Raw genomic sequence first — 12,810 nt, forward strand, 5'->3', positions numbered from 1 at the left:
ACACGATCACAGCAAACGAAATTGACCAAGATGGCAAGGTCACCGTCACCGTTGAACTGCCAGATGATGCCAAAGCAGGCAACACCTTGGTGGTCAATGGCGAAGAAACAACATTAACCGACAAACACATCGAAGCAGGTAAAAGTTGATGTGAAAGTCCCAGTCTCAAAAGATGGTCAAGGTAAAGAATTCACCGCAACAGCAACCATCAAAGACGGCAACAACACAAGTGGTCCTGCCTCAGATACAGCCACCCAAGCAGACACCACGCCACCAGTCAAAGCCCCAAGCGCACCCACCGGTGTGACGATAGGCGACGGCGATGACACGATCACAGCAAACGAAATTGACCAAGATGGCAAGGTCACCGTCACCGTTGAACTGCCAGATGATGCCAAAGCAGGCAACACCTTGGTGGTCAATGGCGAAGAAACAACATTAACCGACAAACACATCGAAGCAGGTAAAGTTGATGTGAAAGTCCCAGTCTCAAAAGATGGTCAAGGTAAAGAATTCACCGCAACAGCAACCATCAAAGACGGCAACAACACAAGTGGTCCTGCCTCAGATACAGCCACCCAAGCAGACACCACGCCACCAGTCAAAGCCCCAAGCGCACCCACCGGTGTGACGATAGGCGACGGCGATGACACGATCACAGCAAACGAAATTGACCAAGATGGCAAGGTCACCGTCACCGTTGAACTGCCAGATGATGCCAAAGCAGGCAACACCTTGGTGGTCAATGGCGAAGAAACAACATTAACCGACAAACACATCGAAGCAGGTAAAGTTGATGTGAAAGTCCCAGTCTCAAAAGATGGTCAAGGTAAAGAATTCACCGCAACAGCAACCATCAAAGACGGCAACAACACAAGTGGTCCTGCCTCAGATACAGCCACCCAAGCAGACACCACGCCACCAGTCAAAGCCCCAAGCGCACCCACCGGTGTGACGATAGGCGACGGCGATGACACGATCACAGCAAACGAAATTGACCAAGATGGCAAGGTCACCGTCACCGTTGAACTGCCAGATGATGCCAAAGCAGGCAACACCTTGGTGGTCAATGGCGAAGAAACAACATTAACCGACAAACACATCGAAGCAGGTAAAGTTGATGTGAAAGTCCCAGTCTCAAAAGATGGTCAAGGTAAAGAATTCACCGCAACAGCAACCATCAAAGACGGCAACAACACAAGTGGTCCTGCCTCAGATACAGCCACCCAAGCAGACACCACGCCACCAGTCAAAGCCCCAAGCGCACCCACCGGTGTGACGATAGGCGACGGCGATGACACGATCACAGCAAACGAAATTGACCAAGATGGCAAGGTCACCGTCACCGTTGAACTGCCAGATGATGCCAAAGCAGGCAACACCTTGGTGGTCAATGGCGAAGAAACAACATTAACCGACAAACACATCGAAGCAGGTAAAGTTGATGTGAAAGTCCCAGTCTCAAAAGATGGTCAAGGTAAAGAATTCACCGCAACAGCAACCATCAAAGACGGCAACAACACAAGTGGTCCTGCCTCAGATACAGCCACCCAAGCAGACACCACGCCACCAGTCAAAGCCCCAAGCGCACCCACCGGTGTGACGATAGGCGACGGCGATGACACGATCACAGCAAACGAAATTGACCAAGATGGCAAGGTCACCGTCACCGTTGAACTGCCAGATGATGCCAAAGCAGGCAACACCTTGGTGGTCAATGGCGAAGAAACAACATTAACCGACAAACACATCGAAGCAGGTAAAGTTGATGTGAAAGTCCCAGTCTCAAAAGATGGTCAAGGTAAAGAATTCACCGCAACAGCAACCATCAAAGACGGCAACAACACAAGTGGTCCTGCCTCAGATACAGCCACCCAAGCAGACACCACGCCACCAGTCAAAGCCCCAAGCGCACCCACCGGTGTGACGATAGGCGACGGCGATGACACGATCACAGCAAACGAAATTGACCAAGATGGCAAGGTCACCGTCACCGTTGAACTGCCAGATGATGCCAAAGCAGGCAACACCTTGGTGGTCAATGGCGAAGAAACAACATTAACCGACAAACACATCGAAGCAGGTAAAGTTGATGTGAAAGTCCCAGTCTCAAAAGATGGTCAAGGTAAAGAATTCACCGCAACAGCAACCATCAAAGACGGCAACAACACAAGTGGTCCTGCCTCAGATACAGCCACCCAAGCAGACACCACGCCACCAGTCAAAGCCCCAAGCGCACCCACCGGTGTGACGATAGGCGACGGCGATGACACGATCACAGCAAACGAAATTGACCAAGATGGCAAGGTCACCGTCACCGTTGAACTGCCAGATGATGCCAAAGCAGGCAACACCTTGGTGGTCAATGGCGAAGAAACAACATTAACCGACAAACACATCGAAGCAGGTAAAGTTGATGTGAAAGTCCCAGTCTCAAAAGATGGTCAAGGTAAAGAATTCACCGCAACAGCAACCATCAAAGACGGCAACAACACAAGTGGTCCTGCCTCAGATACAGCCACCCAAGCAGACACCACGCCACCAGTCAAAGCCCCAAGCGCACCCACCGGTGTGACGATAGGCGACGGCGATGACACGATCACAGCAAACGAAATTGACCAAGATGGCAAGGTCACCGTCACCGTTGAACTGCCAGATGATGCCAAAGCAGGCAACACCTTGGTGGTCAATGGCGAAGAAACAACATTAACCGACAAACACATCGAAGCAGGTAAAGTTGATGTGAAAGTCCCAGTCTCAAAAGATGGTCAAGGTAAAGAATTCACCGCAACAGCAACCATCAAAGACGGCAACAACACAAGTGGTCCTGCCTCAGATACAGCCACCCAAGCAGACACCACGCCACCAGTCAAAGCCCCAAGCGCACCCACCGGTGTGACGATAGGCGACGGCGATGACACGATCACAGCAAACGAAATTGACCAAGATGGCAAGGTCACCGTCACCGTTGAACTGCCAGATGATGCCAAAGCAGGCAACACCTTGGTGGTCAATGGCGAAGAAACAACATTAACCGACAAACACATCGAAGCAGGTAAAGTTGATGTGAAAGTCCCAGTCTCAAAAGATGGTCAAGGTAAAGAATTCACCGCAACAGCAACCATCAAAGACGGCAACAACACAAGTGGTCCTGCCTCAGATACAGCCACCCAAGCAGACACCACGCCACCAGTCAAAGCCCCAAGCGCACCCACCGGTGTGACGATAGGCGACGGCGATGACACGATCACAGCAAACGAAATTGACCAAGATGGCAAGGTCACCGTCACCGTTGAACTGCCAGATGATGCCAAAGCAGGCAACACCTTGGTGGTCAATGGCGAAGAAACAACATTAACCGACAAACACATCGAAGCAGGTAAAGTTGATGTGAAAGTCCCAGTCTCAAAAGATGGTCAAGGTAAAGAATTCACCGCAACAGCAACCATCAAAGACGGCAACAACACAAGTGGTCCTGCCTCAGATACAGCCACCCAAGCAGACACCACGCCACCAGTCAAAGCCCCAAGCGCACCCACCGGTGTGACGATAGGCGACGGCGATGACACGATCACAGCAAACGAAATTGACCAAGATGGCAAGGTCACCGTCACCGTTGAACTGCCAGATGATGCCAAAGCAGGCAACACCTTGGTGGTCAATGGCGAAGAAACAACATTAACCGACAAACACATCGAAGCAGGTAAAGTTGATGTGAAAGTCCCAGTCTCAAAAGATGGTCAAGGTAAAGAATTCACCGCAACAGCAACCATCAAAGACGGCAACAACACAAGTGGTCCTGCCTCAGATACAGCCACCCAAGCAGACACCACGCCACCAGTCAAAGCCCCAAGCGCACCCACCGGTGTGACGATAGGCGACGGCGATGACACGATCACAGCAAACGAAATTGACCAAGATGGCAAGGTCACCGTCACCGTTGAACTGCCAGATGATGCCAAAGCAGGCAACACCTTGGTGGTCAATGGCGAAGAAACAACATTAACCGACAAACACATCGAAGCAGGTAAAGTTGATGTGAAAGTCCCAGTCTCAAAAGATGGTCAAGGTAAAGAATTCACCGCAACAGCAACCATCAAAGACGGCAACAACACAAGTGGTCCTGCCTCAGATACAGCCACCCAAGCAGACACCACGCCACCAGTCAAAGCCCCAAGCGCACCCACCGGTGTGACGATAGGCGACGGCGATGACACGATCACAGCAAACGAAATTGACCAAGATGGCAAGGTCACCGTCACCGTTGAACTGCCAGATGATGCCAAAGCAGGCAACACCTTGGTGGTCAATGGCGAAGAAACAACATTAACCGACAAACACATCGAAGCAGGTAAAGTTGATGTGAAAGTCCCAGTCTCAAAAGATGGTCAAGGTAAAGAATTCACCGCAACAGCAACCATCAAAGACGGCAACAACACAAGTGGTCCTGCCTCAGATACAGCCACCCAAGCAGACACCACGCCACCAGTCAAAGCCCCAAGCGCACCCACCGGTGTGACGATAGGCGACGGCGATGACACGATCACAGCAAACGAAATTGACCAAGATGGCAAGGTCACCGTCACCGTTGAACTGCCAGATGATGCCAAAGCAGGCAACACCTTGGTGGTCAATGGCGAAGAAACAACATTAACCGACAAACACATCGAAGCAGGTAAAGTTGATGTGAAAGTCCCAGTCTCAAAAGATGGTCAAGGTAAAGAATTCACCGCAACAGCAACCATCAAAGACGGCAACAACACAAGTGGTCCTGCCTCAGATACAGCCACCCAAGCAGACACCACGCCACCAGTCAAAGCCCCAAGCGCACCCACCGGTGTGACGATAGGCGACGGCGATGACACGATCACAGCAAACGAAATTGACCAAGATGGCAAGGTCACCGTCACCGTTGAACTGCCAGATGATGCCAAAGCAGGCAACACCTTGGTGGTCAATGGCGAAGAAACAACATTAACCGACAAACACATCGAAGCAGGTAAAGTTGATGTGAAAGTCCCAGTCTCAAAAGATGGTCAAGGTAAAGAATTCACCGCAACAGCAACCATCAAAGACGGCAACAACACAAGTGGTCCTGCCTCAGATACAGCCACCCAAGCAGACATCACGCCACCTACATTCTCTTCAGCAGAAGTGCCAACATCAGGCGGCAAAGTCGTCCTGACCTATGATGAAGACCTGGATGAAAGCAACCCGCCGTCAGTAAGCGACTTCACCGTCACCGTAGACGGTAAGCGGGTTATCCCGACAGACGTCAGCGTATCGGGCGACAAAGTCACCCTGACGCTGCCTGAAAAAGTAGGCAAAGGTAAACCTGTGACCGTAGAGTACAAAGATCCGAGCGCAAACAATGATGCTAAAGCCATTCAGGACAAAGCAGGCAACGATGCTGCCGATTTGCCTAAAACTTCGGTAGAAAACAAGAGTACCTTTGAGCCATTCACACCGAAAAAACTGACCTTGGAGCTTGCCGAGAATACCGGCAGTAAATCAGACAACATTACTAATAATCCGAAGGTGGAGGTTAAAAACATTCAGAACGAGAAATGGGAATATAGTTTGGATGATGGTTCAAATTGGCAAGAGGGTAGTGGTACATCATTTAATTTGATCAATGAAAAAAGTATTGCTACCGGTAAAAAGCAAACTGTATTGGCCAGATTGAAAGATTATCCGAATCAAACGACTAGCGATCCTTTGGAAGCTACTTATGACAACATAAATCCTGAAATTCATCAGGTAAATATGAATACCTCAGGTAAAAATTATGCCTTTACCGGCAAAACCGAGCCGGGTGCAACAGTAGAGGTAAGTAATGGTAGCCAAACCTTTACCGGTAAGGCCAATGACAAGGGTATATTTAAGATTGATTTGCAGACCAATAATATCGGTCAAGGCAGAAGATTTACTGTTAAAGCAACCGATATTGCTGGAAATACAAACAAATCTGCTACTGCTACCACTTATACTGTTGATCAAGTATCCAGTATTTATGGTAATAATGCCAGAGGTATGACGAGTAGAAGCAAAGAAGCCAAAGCTTCCGAGATTAATAAAATTGGCAATAAAGATAATAATATTATTTTAGTCGGTGCAGGCGGTGGTTATGGTGATATTGGTGCTAGTATATATGGCGATACCATATTTGATATGGGAGGCGGAAATGATGTCCTAGTAGCCTCCACTATTCAACAAGCTACTGGCTTGACGACAAATGTTAAAATGGGAGACGGCAATGACAGTATTGTTTTAAGTTCGTATATTGCAAAAACGGGTAGAGGAGATCTAAATATCGATATGGGAGCCGGCAATGATATATTGGATGTTGGCGGGCATATTACGATAACTAGTTTAATCAAATCTGGTAAGATAGCGATTGATATGGGCTCAGGCGATGATACCTTGATTATCGGCACCTGGATTGCCAATAATAATAGAATCGATATTAATGGTGGAACGGGCTATGATACGCTGATTTTTAAAAGTAATAGCTCCTCTAATATGAGCCAGGTGAGAAATTTTGAAAAAGTCCAGATGACTAAATCAGGTTTTGAACTTAATTTGACTATTAGTGATGTGATGCAAAATACCGATCATAATACGAATAGCTATTTGACCATTGACGGCGTATCCGGCACAACTGTTGATTTGGGCGATAATGGCGGTTCTGTACGCAATCCAAGGTATGGCGGTTTTGAGCAGGCTGATTTTAATCATGCGGCTTTAAAAGGTCAGGCGTCCGCAAAAGCAGGCTATACTGCTTATTGGGATGGTAGCAATGAAGATAGCTTGGTATATATCCAAAACGGCATTACCATTATCTAAGCAGCCTGAAAAGTTATCCGATTTCATCTGATAGCTTTTTAAAAGCAACCGTAGCGGATTTCCGCTGCGGTTTTTTATTGGTACAGCCAATTCATGGTAAGACGAACACCATAGTCGAGGAATCAAAAAAACAGTTACACTAAAACTTATGGCATAGTCAAAAGATTACAGACAAATGATATAGTCAAAGAATTGAAAAAGTATTACAGCGTTGGCTCGCCTTGCCGTACGCTCTTGTACTGTCTGCGGCTCGCCGCCTTGTACTACTTTTTCACTTCTCCGACTATATTATTTCTTAAGCAGTTAGCGGCATTTGAAGCTGAAGGCAGAACCCTGATTTACTTAGATGAAAGCGGCTTTAAATCTCATGACAACAGAGCTTACGGCTATTCCCACAAAGGCCGTCCTTGTTTAGGAAAGTGCAACCGGCAACTCAAGAATCAAAGCAATGCTATGCGAAATAAACGGCTTCTTTGGCTTGAGATTTCTCGCCTTCCACCGTAACGGACTCAAGGGCAATTTGCGCCATTGCAGGCAGAGCATAAGATAAGGCTAAAAATAATCGATTTCAAACAGAGACTGTGTGTAAAGAAATAAAATATTATTTCAAGATGATAATTGTTAGCAATTTCAGTCTTACTCTTATTTGCTTTGAGCTTGAGAAAGCGGCTGTTTTTTCGCCACGATTTGGGAAAGATGGTGTTATGATGCGCGTTTTGCTTAATTTCACAGGGGGAAGAGATGAAAACAGGAAAAATGCTTGCATTAGCAGCGGCTTTGCTCAGTGTGCAAGTCTGGGCGGAAGCGATTAAGGTAGGCTATATCAGTCTGCCTGCGCATGGGGCGAATTTCATTGCCAAAGAGCGCGGCTATTTCGCCGAGCAAGGTTTGGAAGCGGAAATGGTGCGCTTTCAGTCCGCACAGCAAATGGCGGTGGCTATTGCTTCCGGCGATGTGGATTACGGTATTACTTCGATTACCGGCGGTTTGCTCAATTTGGCGGCGCGCGGCGATGCGGTGCGGATTTTCGGCGGTTCTTTGATGGAAGATCCTTCCGTGGAAGGTCAAGTGATTTTGGCTTCCAATCAGGCTTATGAAGAGGGTTTGCAATCGCCTAAGGATTTGGCAGGCAAACGTTGGGCGGTTACCACCGCCGGCTCTTCTTTCAGCTATATGGGCGGGCAAATTGCCGCCGCGGCGGGCGCAGATGCCAAATCGCTGAAGATGATTCCTTTTAACGGCATTCCGACGATTACTGCAGCGCTTTCCACCGGTCAGGTGGACGCTTGGTCTATTCAGCCGGCGATTGCGCAGCGCTTGATTGACAAGGGCGAGGCAAAGGTAATCGGCAAAGTGGCGGATTATTTGCCGGATTATCAAGTTACGGTCTTATTTACTTCTACCAAGAACGTGCAGGAAAAACCTAATCAGGTCAAAGGTTTTAAAACGGCTTATGCGCGCGCCATCGCCGATTACAATAAGGTGCTGGTCGAGCATCAGGGCGAGGCGGCGGAAATTGATGCAGTCGTTGCGGCGGTGCATAAATATGTGCACAGCGATGAGCCGCTAGAAAAAGCCAGAGAGTTGATTTTGCAAAATAATATGAAACTATCCGAAGGGGCGGCATTAAACCGCACCGATGCGCTCAAGCAAATCGAATGGTTTAAGGCGGAAGGCTCGGTGCCGGCTAATCTTAAAGGCGAAAAAATTCTCACGTCCGATGCACACGAGGCGGCGCAGTAATGCAATTAAGCATTCGCGGTTTACATCATTTCTATCAAGGGCGTCCGATTTTGCAAGATATTCATCTTGAGGTAAATGCCGGCGAAATCGTCTGCATTATCGGGCCGTCCGGCTGCGGCAAATCGACTTTATTGCGCATGATGGGCGGCTTGGAACGCCCGAGCCGCGGCGAAGTGTTGTGCGGCGGCGAACTGCCTAGCGGCACACTGAATCCTTTAACCTATATTTTTCAGGATTTTGCCCTTTTGCCTTGGCGAACGGTGGCGGGCAATATCGCCTTGGTCTTGGAAGGACATGGCTTAAGCCGTGCCGATAAGCAGGCGCGGATTGCCGATGTGCTGGCGCGCACGCGTTTAAGCGATTTTGCCAAGGCTTGGCCGCGGCAATTATCCGGCGGCATGAAGCAGCGCGTGGCGATTGCGCGCGCTTTGGCGGTTAATCCCGCCGTCTTGCTGATGGACGAGCCGCTGTCGGCTTTAGACAGCCAAACTAAAGAATTATTGCTCGATGATTTTGTTAATTTATGGCATAGCGCGCCTTTTTCCGCCGTCTATGTTACGCATAATCTGAACGAGGCGGTGCGCTTGGGGCATAAAATCGTAGTGCTGACGCGCTGCCCCGGCAAAATTCGCGAGATTGTCAGCATTGACAAACCTTTGCAGGAGCGACAAGCCCATGCCGCCGATTTATTGGAAATCGAACAGGCTTTATGGGCGTCGATGCGGCAAGAGGCGGAAGCAGCGGAATGGGAGTTGGTCGATGGCTGATACAATCACACAATTACAGCCTGTGCCTTTAAAAGCCAAGGTGTTCAGCCGCTTTGTGCCGCGCTGGGTCGCGCCGGCAGTATTTATCGTCTTAATTGCGCTCTGGCAGCTGTGCAGCAGCTTGGACTGGGTCAATCCGCTGGCTTTGGCTTCGCCTTATGAAGTGTGGCAGCAATTGCACTATCTGTGGCAAAGCGGCGGTTTGCAGGAGCATGTGGGCGCGAGTCTGCGCCGTTTATTGCTGGGTTGGAGCTTGGGCAGCCTTTTGGGCGTGGCGGTGGGCTTGGTCATCGGTTTGTGGATTTATGCCCGCGCCGGCTTGCTGCCCTTGGTTTCCGCTCTCTTTCCCGTGCCGAAAATCGCGCTCTTACCGCTGTTTATCGTCTGGTTCGGCACCGGCGAAGGCTCAAAAATCGCCACTATTTTATTCGGCGTCTTTTTCCCTACCGTCATCGCCACTTATGCCGCCATCGATGGTGTGGACAGAGGCTTAATCCGCATGGGACAATCCTTCGGCTTATCCACATGGGCGCTGATTCGCAAAATTCTGCTGCCGGGCGCCTTGCCGGGCATTTTGGCGGGCTTTCGCATTTCTTTCTCCATCGGCATCACGATGCTGATTGCCGCGGAAATGATTGGCGCGCAAAACGGCATCGGCACCTATATTCTCAATGCCGGAGCTTTGTTCCGCTTGGATCAGCTCTTGGCAGGAGTGGTGCTTTTATCTTTATTGGGCGTCTTGGGGGCTTGGTTAATCGGCTTGGTGGAAAAATACGCTTTACGGTGGCGGGAATGAGAAAACAAATAGGGATTTGGCTGTATTTGATAACGGCAGCGGCATGGGCGCAGCAAAGTAATGATGAACCGCCGGTGGCATTGCTGCCCAGCCAAGGCAATGTCGGCACAGGCGAGCAATTGCTGCAAGATGCGCAGCAGGGCGTGGGCGCGCTTGCCAATCCTGCGGCAAATCCTGCGCCGCAGGCAAGGGCACAAACAATGGTACTGCCGCAAGGCACGATTTCCAGCGCGCCGTTGGCAAGCACGCAGGCTGCGCCGCCGTGGTCGGGCTATCAGGCGGCGGAATCTTTGGCGGCAAACGGCAATCCCGATTTGGCACTCAAGCAATTGGAAGCGCGTTTGGCGACAGCGCCCGATGATGCGAAAGCAGCCTATCTCAAAGGCTTAATTCTGATGCAATTGGGACGCAGCGAAGATGCCGAACGCTGGTTCAACATGATGCGCAGCAATTTCCCCAAACTGCCGCAGCCTTATAATGCCTTGGCGGTCATTTATTCGGGACGCAACGATTGGGCGGCGGCGCAGCAGGTGCTGGAAGCCTTATTGGCGATTGAGCCGAACCATCATAATGCGCGGCTGAATCTGGCGAACGTGCATCTACGTCTGGCGCGCCGGCAATACGAAGCCGCCCTCAAAAACAAACCCAAAGATGCTATGATTATGCAAAAATTACAGCAACTCGATGCTTTACAAAAATAGGAACGCAATCAATGAATGATGAACAGAAAAAAGCCCTCGGCGCGGTGCTTGCCCAATTAGACAAACAATTCGGCAAAGGCACGGTCATGCGCTTAGGCGAACAAGCCGCGCAACACGATATTCAAGCCATCTCTACCGGTTCTTTAGGCTTGGATATTGCGCTCGGCATCGGCGGTTTGCCCAAAGGGCGGATTGTAGAAATCTACGGCCCCGAATCTTCGGGCAAAACCACCATGATGCTGCAAGTGATTGCCCAAGCGCAGCGGGCGGGCGGCTCGGCGGCATTTATTGATGCCGAACACGCGCTCGACCCCGTCTATGCACGCAAATTAGGCGTAAATACCGATGATTTATACGTTACTCAGCCCGATAACGGCGAACAAGCCTTGGAAATTACCGATGCTTTGGTGCGCTCCGGCGCATTTGACGTGATTGTGGTGGATTCGGTCGCCGCCCTCACACCCAAAGCGGAAATCGAAGGCGAAATGGGCGATTCCCATATGGGCTTGCAGGCGCGTTTGATGAGCCAAGCCCTGCGCAAACTGACGGCGAATATCAAAAAAGCCAATACCTTAGTCGTTTTCATCAACCAAATCCGCATGAAAATCGGCGTGATGTTCGGTTCGCCGGAAACCACCACCGGCGGCAATGCGCTGAAATTCTATGCCTCCGTGCGTATGGATATCCGCCGCATCGGCTCGGTGAAAGACGGTGAAGAAGTCTTGGGCAACGAAACCCGCGTCAAAGTCGTGAAAAACAAAGTCTCGCCGCCGTTTAAGCAGGCGGAATTCGAGATTTTATACGGCGAAGGCGTATCGCGCGAAGGCGAGATTATCAAATTGGGCGTAGATACCGATATCATTCAAAAATCAGGCGCTTGGTATAGCTACAATAATGAAAAAATCGGACAGGGCAAGGAAAAAGTCCGCACGTATCTGAAAGAAAATCCGCAATTGGCGCAGAAAATCGAAGCGCAAATCCGTGAGAAATTCATCGGCGGCGAAGCCAGCCTGCCGGAGTCGCGCGAGGAAAGCGACGGCAGCGGAGAGGATTTTGACAACGAGTGATTTAGCAAGTGCTTTTGAAGCGCAATGCCTGCAAGCCCTATCGCGGCGCGAGCACAGCAAAGGCGAACTGCTGGCGAAAAAAGCGGCGGAATTGGACGAAGAAAGCGCCGTCGCCGTGATTGAAGGCTTGGCGGAGCGCGGCTGGCAAAGCGATTGGCGTTATTGCCAAAGCTATGTGCGCAGTAAAAGCAATAGCGGCAACGGCGCACTGAAAATCAAACAAGGCTTGCAGCGCAGCGGCATTTCTGCCGAGATGCTGCGCGAGGCATTAGAGGAAATCGACTGGTTCGCCCTTGCTGCCCAAGTCTATGCCAAAAAATATCCGCAAACGACAAAAGACCGCGCCGAGCGCGCCAAGCGGCAACGCTTTATGGTGCAGCGCGGTTTCTCTTTTGAAGAAATCCGACATGCCGAATCTTGTGCGGAGCACGAAGATGGCTGATGTGCAGCGTTTTTTACAAGCTCAAGAAAAGGTTTATATGCAGGCTTTGGCGGAAATTCGCGCCGGAAAAAAAGCCGGTCATTGGATGTGGTTTATGTTTCCGCAAATCCAAGGACTGGGACGCAGCGCCATGGCGCAAAGCTATGCCATCGCCGATTTAGAAGAAGCGCAGGCGTATTTGCAGAATCCTATTTTGGCGGCGCGCTTGGAAAACCTTGTCGCCGCCGTGCTCACGCACAGCCAATTGTCGGCGGAAAATATTTTCGGCGCGACCGATGCGCTGAAGTTGCGTTCCTGCATGACTCTATTCAGCCTTGCCAATCCCGATATTGCTATGCCCTTTTTGGCGGTATTGAAACAAAAATTCGATGCCGAGCCTTGCCAAGCCACTTTGGCGATTCTCGGCATTTCTCCTTCTCTTTTTTCAACCTTAGTACATTCACAATGA

8 protein-coding genes and 1 pseudogene are annotated in these 12,810 nt (G+C 50.1%); 8 read left to right on the forward strand and 1 reads right to left on the reverse strand.

Features of this window, described 5'->3' with window-relative positions:
• Positions 1 to 150: 150 nt before the first annotated feature.
• The gene (locus DYC63_RS03955) at positions 151 to 6,846 is read left to right on the forward strand and encodes a SwmB domain-containing protein (RefSeq protein WP_115218051.1); all 6,696 of its coding nucleotides are present in this window, start codon (positions 151 to 153) and stop codon (positions 6,844 to 6,846) included.
• A gap of 174 nt (positions 6,847 to 7,020) precedes the next feature.
• Here DYC63_RS03955 and DYC63_RS13705 read toward each other — a convergent pair.
• A pseudogene (locus DYC63_RS13705) lies at positions 7,021 to 7,134 on the reverse strand (IS30 family transposase); the annotation flags it as partial.
• 453 nt (positions 7,135 to 7,587) lie between these two features.
• Between DYC63_RS13705 and DYC63_RS03960 the strand changes: the two are divergent.
• The 7 genes from DYC63_RS03960 to DYC63_RS03990 are packed head-to-tail and all read left to right on the forward strand — an operon-like array spanning position 7,588 to position 12,810.
• The gene (locus tag DYC63_RS03960; RefSeq protein WP_115218052.1) at positions 7,588 to 8,589 is read left to right on the forward strand and encodes an ABC transporter substrate-binding protein; all 1,002 of its coding nucleotides are present in this window, start codon (positions 7,588 to 7,590) and stop codon (positions 8,587 to 8,589) included.
• Positions 8,589 to 9,356 carry an ABC transporter ATP-binding protein gene (locus DYC63_RS03965; RefSeq protein WP_115218053.1) on the forward strand — a complete coding sequence of 256 codons (768 nt, stop codon included), beginning with the start codon at positions 8,589 to 8,591 and terminating at the stop codon, positions 9,354 to 9,356. Before DYC63_RS03960 ends, DYC63_RS03965 begins: the two co-directional genes overlap by 1 nt.
• Positions 9,349 to 10,152, forward strand: coding sequence for an ABC transporter permease (locus DYC63_RS03970; protein WP_115218054.1), 804 nt, complete (start codon positions 9,349 to 9,351; stop codon positions 10,150 to 10,152). The genes DYC63_RS03965 and DYC63_RS03970 overlap by 8 nt, the downstream gene beginning before the upstream one ends.
• Positions 10,149 to 10,853: a tetratricopeptide repeat protein gene (locus tag DYC63_RS03975; protein WP_115218055.1), complete on the forward strand. Its 705-nt coding sequence runs from the start codon at positions 10,149 to 10,151 to the stop codon at positions 10,851 to 10,853. Before DYC63_RS03970 ends, DYC63_RS03975 begins: the two co-directional genes overlap by 4 nt.
• Positions 10,854 to 10,864: 11 nt before the next feature.
• The gene (recA, locus tag DYC63_RS03980) at positions 10,865 to 11,920 is read left to right on the forward strand and encodes a recombinase RecA (RefSeq protein WP_115218056.1); all 1,056 of its coding nucleotides are present in this window, start codon (positions 10,865 to 10,867) and stop codon (positions 11,918 to 11,920) included.
• Positions 11,907 to 12,362 (forward strand): regulatory protein RecX, encoded by a 456-nt coding sequence (locus DYC63_RS03985; RefSeq protein ID WP_245888025.1) that lies wholly within the window; start codon positions 11,907 to 11,909, stop codon positions 12,360 to 12,362. Before recA ends, DYC63_RS03985 begins: the two co-directional genes overlap by 14 nt.
• Entirely contained in the window at positions 12,355 to 12,810 is a 456-nt protein-coding gene (locus tag DYC63_RS03990) for a DUF1810 domain-containing protein (RefSeq protein ID WP_115218057.1), read from the forward strand. Before DYC63_RS03985 ends, DYC63_RS03990 begins: the two co-directional genes overlap by 8 nt.

It is taken from the genome of Suttonella indologenes (assembly GCF_900460215.1).
GTDB classification, from domain to species: Bacteria; Pseudomonadota; Gammaproteobacteria; order Cardiobacteriales; family Cardiobacteriaceae; genus Suttonella; species Suttonella indologenes.

Bases quoted from the DNA above. Each gene is read 5' to 3' on its own strand.
- DYC63_RS03960 (WP_115218052.1), top strand. From the start codon at position 7,588: ATGAAAACAGGAAAAATGCTTGCATTAGCAGCGGCTTTGCTCAGTGTG.
- DYC63_RS03965 (WP_115218053.1), top strand. From the start codon at position 8,589: ATGCAATTAAGCATTCGCGGTTTACATCATTTCTATCAAGGGCGTCCG.
- DYC63_RS03970 (WP_115218054.1), top strand. From the start codon at position 9,349: ATGGCTGATACAATCACACAATTACAGCCTGTGCCTTTAAAAGCCAAG.
- DYC63_RS03975 (WP_115218055.1), top strand. From the start codon at position 10,149: ATGAGAAAACAAATAGGGATTTGGCTGTATTTGATAACGGCAGCGGCA.
- recA (WP_115218056.1), top strand. From the start codon at position 10,865: ATGAATGATGAACAGAAAAAAGCCCTCGGCGCGGTGCTTGCCCAATTA.
- DYC63_RS03990 (WP_115218057.1), top strand. From the start codon at position 12,355: ATGGCTGATGTGCAGCGTTTTTTACAAGCTCAAGAAAAGGTTTATATG.